We start from the raw sequence: 15,049 nt of genomic DNA, 5'->3' as shown, positions 1-15,049 counted from the left end.
GTTTCTAGTAGTTTTGCTGTGGTCTACCATTTTCGGCAATGCTGAGTATAGCTGCTTTAGCGATTCTTCTGAATACGCCATAAGAACAACATCCGAGTTAGAGGACCACGCCAATGACGTCGATCTTTGACCAGGGCCTAGAGCCCCGGGACGCGAACTACGCTGTTCAATCCCCCATAGATTTTATCGAGCGCACGGCCAGTGTGTATCCGGATTACCCGGCCATCATTCACGGTGCTATCCGCCGCACCTGGGCTGAAACCTACGACCGCTGTCTGCGCCTGGCATCTGCCCTGAAAGGCCGTGGAATCGGCCGGGGCGACACCGTTGCCGTGATGCTGCCGAACATTCCGGCCATGGTGGAGTGCCATTTCGGCATCCCTATGATCGGTGCCGTGCTCAATACCCTGAACGTTCGCCTGGATGCCGAAGCCATCGCCTTCATGCTGGAGCATGGCGAAGCCAAGGTTGTGATTGCTGACCGGGAGTTCGGTCAGGTGATCAAGGACGCGGTGCGCCATCTGGAGCACAAGCCGCTGGTGATTGACGTGGATGACCCGGAATATGGTGAGGGCGTTCAGGTCAGCGATCTGGATTACGAGGCCTTCCTGCAGGAAGGGGACCCGCAGTTCCAGTGGAATTTCCCGGATAATGAGTGGGATGCCATTTCCCTGAACTACACCTCCGGCACCACCGGTAATCCCAAAGGCGTTGTGTACCATCACCGCGGTGCCTACATCAACGCGCTGGGCAACCAGACGGTGTGGTCCATGGACATGCACCCGGTGTACCTGTGGACGCTGCCGATGTTTCACTGCAATGGCTGGTGTTTCCCCTGGACCATTACCGCCATGGCCGGTACCCACGTGTGCCTGCGCCGGGTAGACCCGGAGAAGATTCTGCAGCTGATTCGTGACCATCAGGTTACCCACATGTGTGGTGCCCCGATCGTCCTCAATGCCTTGCTGAATGCCTCACCGGAAGCCAAGGCGGGCATCGACCACGAAGTGAAGTCCATGACTGCCGGCGCTGCGCCCCCTGCCCAGGTGATTGGCTCCATCGAAGAAATGGGCATCAAGGTTACGCACGTGTATGGCCTGACCGAAGTCTATGGACCGGTCACTGTGTGTGCCTGGAAATCCGAGTGGGACGAGCTGCCTCTGCATGATCGCGCCAAGATCAAAGCCCGCCAGGGTGTGCGTTACCACACGCTGGGCGGCACCATGGTGGCTGATCCCAACACCATGCAGCCAGTCCCCAAGGACGGCAAAACCATCGGTGAGATCTTCCTGCGTGGTAACACAGTGATGAAGGGTTACCTGAAAAACCCGACCGCCACGGAAGAGGCGTTCCGTGGTGGCTGGTTCCACACTGGCGACCTGGCGGTGTGGCACGAAGACGGCTACATGGAAATCAAGGATCGCCTGAAGGACATCATCATCTCCGGTGGCGAGAACATCTCCACCATCGAGGTGGAAGATACCCTCTATCGCCATCCGGCCGTACTGGAAGCGGCGGTGGTTGCCCGGCCTGATGAGAAGTGGGGCGAAACCCCCTGTGCCTTCATCACCCTGAAGCCGGAAGCCGGGGATGTGTCTGAAGACGACATCATCAACTTCTGCCGCGAGCACCTGGCCCGCTTCAAGGTGCCCAAGACCGTGGTCTTCACGGAGCTGCCGAAAACCTCAACCGGCAAGATCCAGAAGTTCGTACTGAGGGACCAGGCCAAAGACCTGAACTGAATCCTTTAACGGCTGCGCCTGCCGGCGCAGCCATACCTCTCCACAAAAACAACACTGGCTGGCGCCTGAAACACGGTGTCTGGAGGTTTCTTTATGCAAATGTTCCATAGAAAAAATGGTGAAGAGCAGCCGTACTGGCCTGCTGGTCCCTTCAAAGTTCGTCTTCCGTTTGTACATTACCGCTGGGAATTTGCGGAGATGGTGCAGGCGTTGATCATGTTTGTGGTCAGTCTGGCCATGATCCCGCTGCTGGAAAAATATCTCGGTGTTCCCTATGACGTGGCCCTGGCCTACGTGGTGATCTGCGGTATTGGTTTTATGCTGCCAGCCTTGCTGGGTGTGCCTCTGGTGCCCGGCTGGATTACCCCGGGTATTCCGGTGGTGCTGCTGTTCCTTTCCGATTATGAACCCGGCCCTGAGGCCATCCAGGCGCTGTTTGCATTGCAGTTCCTGGTGTTCCTGATCTTCCTGATTCTGGGCGTTACCCGGCTGGGCAGTAAACTGGTTAACTGGATCCCGCGCTCTATGAAGGGCGGTATCATTATCGGTGCCGGTATTGCGGCATTGATGGGTGAAATCGAGGCCGGAGGCCGCCTGGCCAACACGCCGATCTCCCTGATCGTGGGTGGCCTGGTGTGTCTGTATCTGATGTTCTCCGTCTCGTTCAAAGGCTTTGTCGACAAGAACGTGCTGGCCCGCAAGATTGCCAACTACGGCATGGTGCCGGGCATGGTGGTGGCCATTCTGGTGGGCTTTGCCACCGGCGAATACGATGTGCCGAACGTTGAGTGGGGGATCACCAAGCCAGCGTTCGACCAGTTGTGGAACTACCTGCCGTTTAGTGTTGGTTTCCCGGATCTGAATGTATTCCTGTATGCGATTCCGACCGCAGTCATTGCCTACGTCATTGCCTTCGGTGACATCGTGGTTGGTCAGTCCCTGATGAACCGTGTCGACCACCTGCGCAAAGACGAAGACATCGACAACAGCGTGGACCGCGTGCACCTGGTGACCGCTATCCGTAATGGCGGCCACGCATTCTTCGCGCCTTACCCTGGCCTGGCTGGCCCGATCTGGACGGCGGTGACCGCCACCATGGCCGAGCGCTACAAGTATGGCCGTAATGCCATGGATTCCATCTACAGCGGTGGTGGCACCTTCTGGATTACAGGTTTCATCGCACTGTTTGTGCTGCCGCTGGTGAGCTTCTTCCAGCCGGTGCTGCCGATTGCCCTGTCGCTGACACTGCTGCTGACCGGCTACATCTGTCTGATGGTGGGCCTGGAGCAACTGGAAAACAACACCGAACGCGGTATTGCTGGCACGATGGGCGTAGTACTCGCGGTTTACGGCGCGGGCTGGGGCCTGGCCACTGGTGCGGTGTTGTACTTCCTGATCGAGCGCACTCATATTCTCGGCTTTACCCCCGACCCGGAAGCACCGGGCGCGGAGCCGGTCAACGAGCACTGAACCTGATGCCGCCGTGTTCGGCGGTGGCATCTACCCACTGTGTGTCCTTGGGAGGCCTGAGCGCCTCCCTTTTTTGTTTCTGTTCGGATTTCTGACAAGTTGTCATATTGTGACAAAGCGTCTTTTTTTCTTGAGGTATGCCTTCCGGTTTGCAGTTACGTGGGGGTAAACTGATCCCGTTGATTAAAAATTATCCGCAGTCAAACTCCCGATAACAACAAACAGACCACAGGAGGCTGCTATGACGATCAGCTCCACCCCCGATGGTGTCACGGTCAAACCCCGGCACCTGCGGTTCGATGTTCGTACCGAACTGAGAACGCTCTGGCATGGTAACGATGCCTTTCGAACGGCCTTTTTCAATGCCTTGTCCCTGCAGTTTCCGGATGGCGAGCAACAGTTTATCAACGCCGTCCGGCTCTACCGGGATCAGATTACCGATCCCAAGTTGAAGGAGGAGATCAAGGGCTTTATCGGTCAGGAGGCTCTGCATAGCCGCGAGCACAAGGAATACAACGAGGCTCTGAAAGCCCGGGGCTACGATATTGATGCCCTGGACGAACGGTTCCGCAAACATATGGAGTGGGTCGGTCGCCTGCCGCCGAGTCGGCAGCTGGCCGGGACTTGTGGTGCTGAGCACTACACGGCCGTTCTGGCCAACGCCATTCTCAGTCACCCGGAGTGGATGGAAGGGGCGACTCCAACCATGAAGAGGCTGTGGCGCTGGCATGCCATTGAGGAAACCGAACACAAGTCGGTGGCCTTCGACGTATACCGTGCCTGTATTGGAAACGACAAGCTTCGCCGGATCGTGTTCCTGTTCGTAACCTGGAATTTCTTCCGCTACACCTTCCTTAATACCTGCAGCCTTCTGAAAACCGACGGCAAGCTCTGGAGCCTGAGAACCTGGTTGGGCGGGCTGAATTTCCTGTGGGGCAAGCCGGGGGTTCTGCGCAAGTGCCTGCCGGATTTTCTGGCCTATTTCCGGCGGGATTTTCATCCGTGGCAGCAGGACAATCGCGGTTTGCTGGAAGCCAATCTGAGGGAACTGGAAGCCTGATCCGGTTTCCGGGTTGCTGAAATTTTCATCAGCCTGTGTAACACTGGGGCGCTGCAAAATAATCATAAGAAAGGGCGTACCCGCCAGAGGACGCGCCCGAACCCGGAGACATTCAGCATGCGAGTTGGTCTGATCGTTGATAGCGCCTGTGATCTACCCTATGAATTCGCCCGCAAACACGACCTGTTTGTGCTGCCCGTCACGGCCATTATTGATGGCCAGACCTACATCGATAACCACGATCCTGTCCGTACCCAGGAGTTCTATCAGAGCGGCCTGCTCGATAAGGGGCACCAGGCGGAAACGGAGGCGTTCAGCGCCGAGCAGATTCATGATCTTTTCATGGAAAAAATCGTCACCGAATTTGATGTCGCCATCTGCGAAACCGTTACCCGCAGCCGGAGCCTGATTTACCAGAACGCATCTGAAGCCATGAACTCTGTGATGGCGCATTATGAAGAGGCGCGCAAGGCTGCAGGCCGGGATGGCAAATTTTCCATGCGGGTGATCGACAGCAAACAGATCTTTGCCGGCCAGGGGCTGCTGGCGGCTCACACGCTGAAGCTGATTGGCCAGAAAGTATCGAAGAATGCGCTTCGCCATGAAGTGGAAACCTTCACCGACAAAATCTACACCTGTGTCATTCCCCGGGATCTGCATTACATCCGTGAACGCGCCCGGCGCCGAGGGGACAAAAGCGTGTCTGCGGTGGCGGCTTTCCTGGGTAAGGCGCTGAACATCATCCCGGTGATTTTCGGGCAGGGTGTGGAAGGCAAACCGGTTGCCAAGACCCGTAACTTCGACATGGCTGTAGAGAAGGTGATGAATTACGCGGTCGCCCGGGTGGAAGCTGGTTTGCTGACGCCGTACGTCAGCCTTTCCTGTGGCCTGAGCTGGACCGAGATCGAGGATCTGCCGGGCCTGAATCGCCTTCGGGACGCGTGTGAGCAGAACGGCGTTGAGCTGTTGTTGTCCCAGATGGGTATTACCAGTGCCATTTATGTGGGGCCGGGCAGTATCTGCCTGGCGTTGGCCGCCGAGCCTCACGAGTTCAGTGATTTTCAGTAAATCGAACGGGCCGGTCGCCAGACTGGCCCTGTATCACGCCTGATGGTGTAGTTCGGGCAAACCCGCCATACGCCGGAACGTGTTAGCCTCTTTGCCAGACAAGAAAACCTGGCAAAGGAAAACAGGCTTATGACCGAGACCACCTCAACCCTGGCGGACCAATTACTTGAAGCCCACGTTCGGCACGAGCTGAATGCCCTGAAAGGCGCCAAACTGAAAAAGTTCCTGCATCAGGAAGTGGACGAACTGCTGGAGTATGCCAATAGCGTGACCCTGGAGCGTGTGGTTAGTGCCGAGCAGATTATGGGCCTGATCCGGCGGGTGGTGGTGAGCATGGAGCTGGATGCCGGCATTCCGGAGCTGGCAGCGGACCTGGCAACCGAAGTGTTGAAGGCCCCGGTTCAGAGCCAGACCAGACTGGGCGATATTCTGTCCCGTGAGCAGGCCAGTGCGTTTGTTGAGGAAGCCCTGGAGTTGCGCCACCAGCGGGAACGGGTGATCAGTGAGATTATGGCTCACCCGGTTTATCAGGAGCTGGTGTCGAATGTGGTCTATCACGGGCTGGTGAACTACCTCTACGAGGATAATCTGATTACCCGCTCAGTACCCGGGGTGGGCTCGATGATGAAGTTCGGCAAGAAAATGGCTAACAAGGCGGTGCCGGGGCTGGATGAGACCTTTGAACGCCGCATCAAGGCCTGGCTTTCGGACAGCCTGCCGAGCCTGATTGCCCGAAGTGAGCAGTTCCTCCACAAGGCTTTGAGTGATGACGAACTGCGTGACACAGTCATGGCGGCCTGGGTGTCTCTCGAAGACCGAACCATCGAGGATCTGCAGGACGGACTGGGTGATGTTCAGCTGCAGGAATTTGTGGTGCTGGGCTATGACTTCTGGCTGCATTTCCGCCAGACCCCGTATTTTGAGGGCTGCGTTCAGGCAGTAGTGGAGGGGTTGTATGCCCGTTATGGTAACCAACCGGTGATGAACCTGCTCGCGGATATCGGCGTCACGCGGGAAGTGATTGTCACGGAACTTGAAGCGGTGGGCTTGCCGCTGGTGGATCTGCTCCGGCAGGAGGGCTATCTGGAAGCGCTGTTGCGGCGCAGGCTGGAACCGTTCTATCGTTCGGCAGCGACGAAAAAGCTGCTGGCGGCCGCTGGCTGAAACGCATCAGGGCCAATCAAAAAAGGCCGGAGGTGATGCCTCCGGCCTTTTTCGTTTGCGCGCGGCCTGGCCTCAGCGCTCCAGGTACTTGAGTTTGTCGGGCTTACCGTCCCACTCTTCGGCATCTGGCAGCGGGTCTTTCTTTTCAGTGATGTTGGGCCACTTGCCGGCCAGCTCTGCGTTGATTTCAACAAAGGCTTCCTGGCCTGCCGGCAGCTCGTCTTCCGAGAAGATGGCCTCGGCCGGGCACTCTGGCTCGCACAGGGCGCAGTCAATGCACTCGTCCGGGTCGATGACCAGAAAGTTGGGGCCTTCGTAGAAGCAGTCCACGGGGCAGACTTCCACGCAGTCGGTGTATTTACACTTGATGCAGTTATCAGTAACGATAAACGCCATAGTCAGATCCCTGGTTCGTAGAAGATTCAGTCTCATCAGGAGCCTGTCAGTTACCCGGCCCCGTTTATAATTTGGAGCGATATTGTAGGGAGCCCCCCACACTGCCGCAAGCGTTGGCCTGCTATATCGTTATTACCCAGATCAAGTTTGGCGCAGAATGCTGTTATTTTGCCAGTAACTCCTTGAGTTCATAAAGCTGGTTCAGGGCGTCTCTAGGGGTAATGCCGTCCAGATCGAGCTTCTCCAGAGCCTGTTCCACCACGCTCGGCTCGGCCATGGCAAACATGTCGCCCTGGTACACCGCGTCGACACTGGCGGCCTTTGTCGCAGATGGTGCAGCCGGTTTCGGCTCGTTAACGCTCACGGGTGCCGGCGACGGGTTGCTGCCTGCTTCCAGGCCTTCCAGATGCGCCAGCTGGGTCTTGGCGTTGCGGATCACATCCTGGGGTACACCGGCCAGTTTTGCCACCTGCAGCCCGTAACTCTGGCTTGCCGGGCCATCGTGCACATTGTGCAGAAACACGATGGAATCGTCGTGCTCGGTGGCGGTCAGATGCACGTTAACCGCATGTTCCAGGTCATCGGCCAGCTGGGTCAGCTCGAAGTAGTGGGTGGCGAACAGGGTATAACACCGGATGTTCTTCGCCAGGTGCTCGGCCGTGGCCCAGGCCAGCGACAGGCCATCGAAGGTGCTGGTGCCCCGGCCCACTTCATCCATCAACACCAGGCTGTGTTCGGTGGCATTGTGCAGGATATTGGCGGTTTCGGTCATTTCCACCATGAAGGTGGAGCGGCCGCCGGCAATGTCATCCGAGGAGCCCATGCGGGTGAAGATCCGGTCCACCGGGCCAAGCACGGCGCGGTTGGCGGGCACGAAACTGCCGGTGTAGGCCAGCAGGGCAATCAGGGCGGCCTGGCGCATGTAGGTGGACTTACCGCCCATGTTCGGGCCGGTGATCACCAGCATGCGGCGTTTGGTATCCATCAACAGGTTGTTGGGCACAAACGGCTCGTCCAGCAGCTGCTCCACCACCGGGTGCCGACCTTCCTCCACATCAAATCCTGGCTGGTCGGTAAATTCCGGCGCGGTGAAGCGCAGGGACGTGGCTCGTTCGGCGAAGTTGCTCAGCACGTCGAGTTCGGCCAGGGCCTGGGCGGCGTCCTGCAGCGGGGCCAGCTGTTCGGCCACGGTTTCGAGGACATCGTCGTACAGGCCTTTTTCCCGGGCCAGGGCACGGCTTTTGGCGCTCAGTGCCTTGTCCTCAAACTCTTTCAGTTCCGGGGTGATGAAGCGTTCGGCGTTTTTCAGGGTCTGGCGGCGGATATAGTCCACTGGTGCCTGGTCAGACTGCGCCCGGCTGATTTCGATGTAGTAACCATGCACCCGGTTGTAGCCCACTTTCAGGGTGGAAATGCCGGTGCGTTCACGCTCCCGGGTTTCCACATCCAGCAGATACTGGCCGGCGTTTTCACTGATGTTGCGGAGTTCATCCAATTCTTCGTCGAAGCCTTCGGCAATCACACCGCCATCACGAATTACCACCGGCGGGTTGTCGATGATGGCGCGTTCCAGCAGGTCGGCCAGTTCCGGGTATTCACCGATGACGGTGGCCAGCTTCACGATATGGTGTGAGTTGACCGGTTTCAGTGCCTCCTGCAGTTCTGGCAGGGCATGAAAAGCGTCGCGCAGGCGCGCAAGGTCCCTGGGGCGGGCAGAACGCAGGGCAACTCGGGCCAGAATCCGTTCGATATCACCCACCCGTTTCAGTAGATCGTGCACCGGCTCATAGTGGAAACCGTCCAGCAGCGCAGATACTGCCTGCTGGCGCTGGCGCACGCGCTCAACATCCCGAAGTGGACGATTCAGCCAGCGTCGGAGCTCCCGGGCTCCCATGGCAGTGGCGGTGCGGTCCATCACCCAGGCCAGGGTGTGTTGTTGGCCACCCATCAGGTTGGTGTCGATTTCCAGATTCCGGCGGCTGGCGGCATCCAGTATCACGGCGTCTTCCCGGCGTTCGCGGGTCAGTTTGCGGATATGGGGCAGCGCCGTGCGCTGGGTCTCCTTGGCGTATTGCAACAGGCAGCCTGCAGCGCAAACGGCCAGGGTCAGGTCTTCGCAGCCAAAGCCGGTGAGATCGCGTACCTGCAACTGCTGGGTGATCACCCGCAGGGCGGTGTCCGATTCAAACAGCCAGGGGCCCTGACGGCGTACGCCGGTGAAACCCTCAAGGATCTCGGTATAGGGAAAATCCTCGCTGATCAGGATCTCAGCGGGTCGCAGGCGCTGGAGCTCACCCTGCAGGGCATCAAGGCTCTCCAGTTCCGACACCGCGAACCGGCCACTGGAAATATCCAGAGAGGCAAAGCCGAACTGCTCTTTGTGATGGTAGATGGCTGCCAGCAGGTTATCGCGGCGGTCTTCCAGAAACGCCTCGTCACTCAGTGTACCGGGAGTGACAATGCGCACGACCTTGCGTTCCACCGGGCCCTTGCTGGTGGCAGGATCACCAATCTGCTCGCAGATAGCGATGGACTGGCCCGCGCGAACCATGCGGGCAATGTAGCCTTCGGCCGAATGGAAGGGTACCCCTGCCATGGGAATCGGATTACCTCCGGACTGGCCACGCGCGGTCAGGGTAATGTCCAGCAACTCTGCGGCTTTTTTAGCGTCGTCGTAAAACAGCTCGTAGAAGTCCCCCATGCGGTAGAACACCATCTCGTTCGGGTGTTCTCCCTTGATTTTCAGGTACTGCTGCATCATCGGGGTGTGCTTGGACAAGTCCGTCATAGTTCCTCAATTCTTCCGGGTAAACATCGGCAAGGGTGGTGGCACGCCGTTCGGGATACCAAAACCCGCGATGGTACCATGGTCCGGAGGTGTCGGCAGCCGGTCAGTCACTCAGGACATCATCAGCCCGGGATAGTCTGTCGCCAGCCTTTGCAGGTCAGCCGGCTCGTCGACGTCGTTCAGGGTTTCGCTCTCCGCCAGGCGCCACCCCAGGGCCGCCAGACGCTGTCGGGTGATGGCGGCCACCTGCTCGGTACTCCAGGGTATATCCGTGAAGAGGGTCGGGCTGAAACGCCGGAGCCCCAGCAGGGCATAGCCGCCGTCGGCGACCGGGCACAGGCAGGCATCGTGGTTCAGGAGGTCGCCGGCCATTTGCTTCAGTCGGTTGGCGTCAAGATCCGGGCAGTCCGTTCCGATCAGGATCACCGGTAAGCCGGCTGTCAGGGCATGTCTGGCGGCTTCCGCCATGCGATGGCCCAGGTCACCTTCAGCCTGGGAAGACAGGATGGCTCGGTCACCAGGGTCCAACTGTTGCCAGTATTCTGCCGCAGGATCCGGGCTGACACAGAGTTCCACCGGGCCGATATTGGCGTCGAGGGCCTGCGCCAGAGTGTGCCGCAGCATGCGGTCTGCCAGCCGGGCGGCACCGGCCTCGCCCAACGCCGGGATCAGGCGGGTTTTTACCTTTCCGGGCCGGGGTTCTTTGGCGATAACAATAATACGTGTCTGGTTCATCGGTAACGGGCTGCCAGTTGGTCTGCGGGAACGCCGCGCCAATAGGCCCAGCGCAACTGCCACATTAAAAAGATCGTCCGCCAGCCGCCGCGCTGGTCCCAGCGCCGGCCGGAGGTGACCACTCTGTCACTCAGACACACCGGGGGCGTGATGTGTTTCAGGCGTTTGCAGATTTCCACATCTTCCATCAGTGGTTGTTCCGGAAAGCCTCCGACCTGCTCGAACAGGGTTCGAGTCATAAACAGGGCCTGATCGCCCGTGGCGATGCCGGTCAGTCTCGAGCGCAGATTCATCATGGCGCCAACGATCGGCAACAGGCGGGAGCGGCCGTCGATACGAACATCAAAACGGCCCCAGCTGGTTTCTGAGCGTGCCAGGTGAGTCATTACTTGCGTGTCCGCATGCTCCGGCAACCGGGTGTCCGAGTGCAGGAATATCAGGAAAGGCGATTGGCTGCTGCGTGCTCCAGCATTCATCTGGGTTGCGCGTCCGCGGGCAGAGCGAATCAGGGGAAACCCCCTCGCTTCAATGAGACTGTCCGATTTGTCGTCGCTGCCGCCATCCACCACAATGATTTCGGCGCCCCGCTGACGCCAGATTTCCAGGTGGCTCAGCAGTGATTCGATACCGTCGATCTCGTTGAGAACGGGGACGATGATCGCCATCCGGGGATCTTCTTCGCGTATTGGGTGTCGCAACATGGATTTTGGTGGCCTCCTGAGAGGAGCATATCAGAGCTCGGGGTGGTGAGCATGGCAGGCGGGAGATGAGGTTATGAAACGACTGGTTTTGCTGGGTGCCGGCCACGCTCACATGGTGGCGTTGCGTCAGTTCGCGCGCGAGCCGTTGCCGGAAACTGAGCTGGTGGTGGTGTCACCGTCCCGGTGGCAGTACTACTCCGGGATGATCCCGGGCTGGCTGGCCGGGCACTATCGCCTCGATCAGTGTCGTGTCCTGGTCGAGCCCACGGTGATCGCCGCCGGTGGCAGGCTGGTGCTCGATCGGGCTGTTGAATTGCGGGCAACCGAGCAGGAGGTCGTGTTGGCAAGTGGTGAGCGGGTGCCCTACGATCTGCTCTCTGTCGATGTTGGATCGGCCAGTGACAGTGCCGTGCTGAACGAGCCGGACAGCATGATCCTCGGTGTTAAGCCCGTCGAACGATTTGCTGAAGACTGGCCGGCAACCGAGCGATCCCTGCGCGCCAGAGCGCGCCCGCGTATTGTTGTTCTTGGTGGAGGCGCGGGAGGTGCGGAGATCGCTATGGCCCTGGCCCGGCGATCAGCGGACTGCGACCAGGCGGGCGTTGTTCTGGTGGCCGGCAGCAATGGTGTGGTCCCGGGCTTTCGTCCTCGCTTTCGCCGCCTGGTGCGGCGGGCGCTGATGCGCTGCGGTGTCGAGATTGTTGAGGAGTATGGAGAGCCGGTGGTTGACGGGGTTCGGTTGGCCGGTGGGCGACGATTGCGGGCTGATGCGGTTCTGGTATCTACCGGTGGCAGGGCTCTGCCCTTTCTGGAAGCCAGCGGCCTGGCGGTAGACGAAGCCGGTTTTGTCAGGGTAGACGCCAGCCATCGCAGTAAGTCTCACCACAATGTATTTGTGGCCGGAGACGCCTGTAGCCGGGTTGACCAACGGCTGGACCGTTCCGGGGTACACGCGGTTCGTGCCGGGCCGATACTGGCCCGTAATCTTGCTGCTGCGATATCGGGTAAACCGTTGGCGCGTTTCTATCCGCGAAGGTTTTCGTTGTACCTGTTGGCGGCGGGAGACTGCACGGCGATTGGTAGTTATGGCCCTTTGACGTTTTCGGGGGCCTGGGTCTGGAAGTGGAAAGACCGCATTGATCGCGGATTTGTTGACAGTTTTCCCGGAGCCTGAGACTGGCGACGGGCATTACAGGAAACGGGAGAACAATATGAATGTGACCGACGGACAATTGGCCAAGGCTGGTGACGCGCTGGCGGTGGCGCTTGAGCGTAAGGGGATGACCATCGCCACCGCTGAAAGCTGCACCGGTGGCTGGGTGGCCAAGGTGCTGACTGACCGGGCGGGGTCGTCCGCCTATATTATGGCGGGTCTGGTGACCTACAGTAACGCCGCCAAGCAGGCCATCCTTGGCGTACAGGCTGATACTCTGGAGCAGTGCGGGGCGGTCAGTGAACCGGTGGTGCGACAGATGGTGACAGGTGCCATACGTGCCACAGGCGTGGATATTGCTGTCGCTATCAGCGGTGTTGCCGGGCCGGGTGGGGGTAGTGCAGACAAGCCGGTTGGTACGGTCTGGTTTGCCTGGGGCAGCCGGGCTGGCAACATCGAAGCCCGGGTAGCGCATTTCGATGGCGATCGGGATCAGGTGCGCCGGCAGTCGGTTTTGTATGTATTAGAAGGAGTTACCGGATTTGTCGAAACCCTGTGAGGATTTTCACCTTTCCGGGGGTTGGTCTCCTTCTGGCCATATGTTTTAATACTGTTCAAATATACAGGAAAACACTGGATGGCTATTCAGGTTTTCTCCGGATTCTGCCGCATTGGCCAACAAGGTTGAGCGGCCCTGGTAACGAGGGTTTGCAAGAATGGAAGATAACCGCAAGAAAGCACTCGGCGCAGCGTTGAGCCAGATCGAACGCCAGTTCGGTAAAGGTGCCGTAATGAAGATGGGCGACCAGCCCCGTGAGGCGATTCCTGCCGTATCCACCGGCTCTCTTGGGCTGGATGTTGCTCTGGGTATTGGTGGTCTTCCTTACGGCCGGATCGTTGAGATTTACGGCCCGGAGAGCTCCGGTAAAACCACGCTGACTTTGCAGGTTATCGCGGAAGCGCAAAAACAGGGTAAAACCTGTGCCTTTGTGGATGCCGAGCACGCTCTGGACCCGGTTTATGCGGAAAAGCTGGGTGTTAACGTTGATGAGCTGCTGGTTTCCCAGCCGGATACCGGTGAGCAGGCGCTGGAAATCGCCGACATGCTCGTGCGCTCGAACGCGGTGGACGTGATTATTGTCGATTCGGTTGCGGCGCTGACCCCGAAAGCGGAAATTGAAGGCGAAATGGGCGACAGCCACGTGGGTCTTCAGGCTCGCCTGATGTCACAGGCACTGCGCAAGCTTACCGGTAATGTGAAGCACGCCAATTGCCTGATGGTGTTCATCAACCAGATCCGTATGAAGATTGGCGTTATGTTCGGTAGCCCCGAGACTACCACCGGTGGTAACGCCCTGAAATTCTACTCCTCTGTGCGCCTTGATATTCGCCGTATCGGTTCGGTGAAAGACGGCGACGAGGTGGTGGGCAACGAAACCCGCGTAAAAGTCGTCAAGAACAAGGTATCGCCGCCGTTCCGGCAGGCAGAATTCCAGATCATGTACGGCAAGGGCATCTACCACATGGCGGAAGTGCTCGATATGGGCGTGAAAGAAGGCTTTGTGGACAAGTCCGGTGCCTGGTACGCCTATAACGGCGACAAGATCGGCCAGGGCAAAGCAAACGCTTGTAAGTTCCTGGAAGAGAACCTGGATATCGCCAATGAAATCGAGGCCAAGGTGCGTGACAAGCTGATGCCCAAGCCGGTCAAGAAAGAAACGGCGGAGGCTCCTGCTGAAGCCAATGGCGAACTGCTGTAAATTCTAAAAAGAGAAAGATAAGGAGGCGTGACATGAAGCGACTGCTGATTGTGGCCCATGCCCCGTCTCCGAATACCCTGGGATTACGGAGTGCCATTGAAAATGGCGCCCGTAATCCGGACATCGAAGCGGTAGAGGTGGTGGTAAAGGCGCCTCTCGAAGCTGGCCCCGAAGACATCCTCGCATGCGACGCCATTATCCTGGGCACCACGGAAAACCTCGGCTACATGTCTGGCGCGCTGAAAGACTTTTTCGACCGCAGCTACTATCCCTGCCTGGAGAAAACCCAAGGCCTGCCTTTTGCCTTTTATATCCGTGCCGGCCATGATGGTACCGGGACCCGCCGAGCTATTGAGACCATAACCACAGGGCTGCGCTGGAAGCTGGTGCAGGATGCACTGGTATGCCGGGGTGAATTCCGGCCCGAGTTTGAAGAGCAGTGTTACGAGTTGGGTATGACAGTGGCGGCCAGCCTTGACGCCGGCCTGATCTGATCAACTGGCGTAGCGGTTGTAGAAGCCTTCAATACGGGACAGTGCGTTGTCCATCGTTCGTGAGTAGGCATTTTTATCCAGGCAATAGGCAAACTGCAGGCTGACCCGATATCCCGCCTGATAGGGCTGGCAGGCGATAACCCGGGCGCCGACCCGGGATTCACTGATGTACTTGCCCTCGATATCAAGAAACAGTCGCACACCTACATCTACCGGCCGGGGGCAGAGAACCGCCATACCATAGCGGTTCATGTCCAGGCAGGTAACTGCCACAGGCTGTTTGCCACGGCCGAAGAAACCGCGCTCACGCAGTTGAACCCTTAGGCAGGACGCCGGAAAACGATCCTTGATACGGCGATCTGCGGAATTATTCGTCATGTTTTCAGTCATCACGTGTCTTGTACTTGTTGTGGCCGGATTCCGTCCGGGAGATGAAGTGTAGTAATCGACGGCTTGCATGAAAAATGACCACGGCCGGATTTGTGACCAAGTTGGCACTTGCTGTCGGCTCTGGCCCC

At 58.5% G+C, this 15,049-nt stretch carries 14 protein-coding genes; 9 read left to right on the top strand and 5 right to left on the bottom strand.

Going from position 1 to position 15,049, the window contains the following annotated elements; all coding sequences use genetic code 11:
- Positions 1-113: 113 nt before the first annotated feature.
- From C7436_RS05575 to C7436_RS05555, 5 genes are all read left to right on the top strand, one after another.
- Positions 114-1,742, top strand: a complete 1,629-nt coding sequence (locus C7436_RS05575; protein ID WP_121206961.1) for an acyl-CoA synthetase — start codon at positions 114-116, stop codon at positions 1,740-1,742.
- A gap of 93 nt (positions 1,743-1,835) precedes the next feature.
- Positions 1,836-3,212 (top strand): solute carrier family 23 protein, encoded by a 1,377-nt coding sequence (locus tag C7436_RS05570; protein WP_014420962.1) that lies wholly within the window; start codon positions 1,836-1,838, stop codon positions 3,210-3,212.
- A gap of 241 nt (positions 3,213-3,453) precedes the next feature.
- Entirely contained in the window at positions 3,454-4,272 is an 819-nt protein-coding gene (locus tag C7436_RS05565; protein WP_011785563.1) for a metal-dependent hydrolase, read from the top strand.
- Between the two features lie 117 nt (positions 4,273-4,389).
- Entirely contained in the window at positions 4,390-5,340 is a 951-nt protein-coding gene (locus C7436_RS05560) for a DegV family protein (protein WP_011785562.1), read from the top strand.
- Between the two features lie 129 nt (positions 5,341-5,469).
- On the top strand, positions 5,470-6,504 hold the full coding sequence (locus C7436_RS05555) for a hypothetical protein (protein WP_011785561.1): 1,035 nt from the start codon (positions 5,470-5,472) through the stop codon (positions 6,502-6,504).
- A gap of 72 nt (positions 6,505-6,576) precedes the next feature.
- Here C7436_RS05555 and fdxA read toward each other — a convergent pair whose 3' ends face one another.
- The 4 genes from fdxA to C7436_RS05535 form a co-directional block, all read right to left on the bottom strand.
- Positions 6,577-6,900 carry a ferredoxin FdxA gene (gene fdxA, locus C7436_RS05550; RefSeq protein ID WP_011785560.1) on the bottom strand — a complete coding sequence of 108 codons (324 nt, stop codon included), beginning with the start codon at positions 6,898-6,900 and terminating at the stop codon, positions 6,577-6,579.
- Between the two features lie 163 nt (positions 6,901-7,063).
- Positions 7,064-9,688, bottom strand: coding sequence for a DNA mismatch repair protein MutS (gene mutS, locus C7436_RS05545; RefSeq protein WP_121206960.1), 2,625 nt, complete (start codon positions 9,686-9,688; stop codon positions 7,064-7,066).
- 111 nt (positions 9,689-9,799) lie between these two features.
- Positions 9,800-10,423 (bottom strand): TIGR04282 family arsenosugar biosynthesis glycosyltransferase, encoded by a 624-nt coding sequence (locus tag C7436_RS05540; RefSeq protein ID WP_121206959.1) that lies wholly within the window; start codon positions 10,421-10,423, stop codon positions 9,800-9,802.
- A complete protein-coding gene (locus C7436_RS05535; protein ID WP_014420965.1) occupies positions 10,420-11,124 on the bottom strand; it encodes a TIGR04283 family arsenosugar biosynthesis glycosyltransferase in 705 nt (234 codons plus the stop codon). The genes C7436_RS05540 and C7436_RS05535 overlap by 4 nt, the downstream gene beginning before the upstream one ends.
- Positions 11,125-11,197: 73 nt before the next feature.
- Between C7436_RS05535 and C7436_RS05530 the strand changes: the two genes are divergently transcribed.
- The 4 genes from C7436_RS05530 to C7436_RS05515 all read left to right on the top strand — a co-directional run bounded on the left by C7436_RS05530 (position 11,198) and on the right by C7436_RS05515 (position 14,531).
- Positions 11,198-12,298, top strand: coding sequence for an FAD-dependent oxidoreductase (locus C7436_RS05530; RefSeq protein ID WP_121206958.1), 1,101 nt, complete (start codon positions 11,198-11,200; stop codon positions 12,296-12,298).
- A 37-nt stretch (positions 12,299-12,335) separates the two neighbouring features.
- Positions 12,336-12,836 (top strand): nicotinamide-nucleotide amidohydrolase family protein, encoded by a 501-nt coding sequence (locus C7436_RS05525; protein ID WP_023009325.1) that lies wholly within the window; start codon positions 12,336-12,338, stop codon positions 12,834-12,836.
- Between the two features lie 157 nt (positions 12,837-12,993).
- Positions 12,994-14,037, top strand: coding sequence for a recombinase RecA (gene recA / locus C7436_RS05520; RefSeq protein ID WP_011785554.1), 1,044 nt, complete (start codon positions 12,994-12,996; stop codon positions 14,035-14,037).
- A 32-nt stretch (positions 14,038-14,069) separates the two neighbouring features.
- Positions 14,070-14,531, top strand: coding sequence for a flavodoxin family protein (locus C7436_RS05515; protein ID WP_121206957.1), 462 nt, complete (start codon positions 14,070-14,072; stop codon positions 14,529-14,531).
- On the opposite strand, the gene C7436_RS05510 is transcribed toward C7436_RS05515, so the two are convergent.
- Positions 14,532-14,921: a PilZ domain-containing protein gene (locus C7436_RS05510; protein ID WP_014420969.1), complete on the bottom strand. Its 390-nt coding sequence runs from the start codon at positions 14,919-14,921 to the stop codon at positions 14,532-14,534.
- Positions 14,922-15,049 lie beyond the last annotated feature (128 nt).

Source organism: Marinobacter nauticus, assembly GCF_003634635.1.
GTDB classification, from domain to species: Bacteria; Pseudomonadota; Gammaproteobacteria; order Pseudomonadales; family Oleiphilaceae; genus Marinobacter; species Marinobacter nauticus.
This window is presented reverse-complemented; position numbering and strand designations above follow the sequence as displayed.

Coding starts and splice junctions, on each gene's coding strand:
- C7436_RS05575 (WP_121206961.1), top strand. CDS start 114: ATGACGTCGATCTTTGACCAGGGCCTAGAGCCCCGGGACGCGAACTAC.
- C7436_RS05570 (WP_014420962.1), top strand. CDS start 1,836: ATGCAAATGTTCCATAGAAAAAATGGTGAAGAGCAGCCGTACTGGCCT.
- C7436_RS05565 (WP_011785563.1), top strand. CDS start 3,454: ATGACGATCAGCTCCACCCCCGATGGTGTCACGGTCAAACCCCGGCAC.
- C7436_RS05560 (WP_011785562.1), top strand. CDS start 4,390: ATGCGAGTTGGTCTGATCGTTGATAGCGCCTGTGATCTACCCTATGAA.
- C7436_RS05555 (WP_011785561.1), top strand. CDS start 5,470: ATGACCGAGACCACCTCAACCCTGGCGGACCAATTACTTGAAGCCCAC.
- fdxA (WP_011785560.1), bottom strand. CDS start 6,900: ATGGCGTTTATCGTTACTGATAACTGCATCAAGTGTAAATACACCGAC.
- mutS (WP_121206960.1), bottom strand. CDS start 9,688: ATGACGGACTTGTCCAAGCACACCCCGATGATGCAGCAGTACCTGAAA.
- C7436_RS05540 (WP_121206959.1), bottom strand. CDS start 10,423: ATGAACCAGACACGTATTATTGTTATCGCCAAAGAACCCCGGCCCGGA.
- C7436_RS05535 (WP_014420965.1), bottom strand. CDS start 11,124: ATGTTGCGACACCCAATACGCGAAGAAGATCCCCGGATGGCGATCATC.
- C7436_RS05530 (WP_121206958.1), top strand. CDS start 11,198: ATGAAACGACTGGTTTTGCTGGGTGCCGGCCACGCTCACATGGTGGCG.
- C7436_RS05525 (WP_023009325.1), top strand. CDS start 12,336: ATGAATGTGACCGACGGACAATTGGCCAAGGCTGGTGACGCGCTGGCG.
- recA (WP_011785554.1), top strand. CDS start 12,994: ATGGAAGATAACCGCAAGAAAGCACTCGGCGCAGCGTTGAGCCAGATC.
- C7436_RS05515 (WP_121206957.1), top strand. CDS start 14,070: ATGAAGCGACTGCTGATTGTGGCCCATGCCCCGTCTCCGAATACCCTG.
- C7436_RS05510 (WP_014420969.1), bottom strand. CDS start 14,921: ATGACTGAAAACATGACGAATAATTCCGCAGATCGCCGTATCAAGGAT.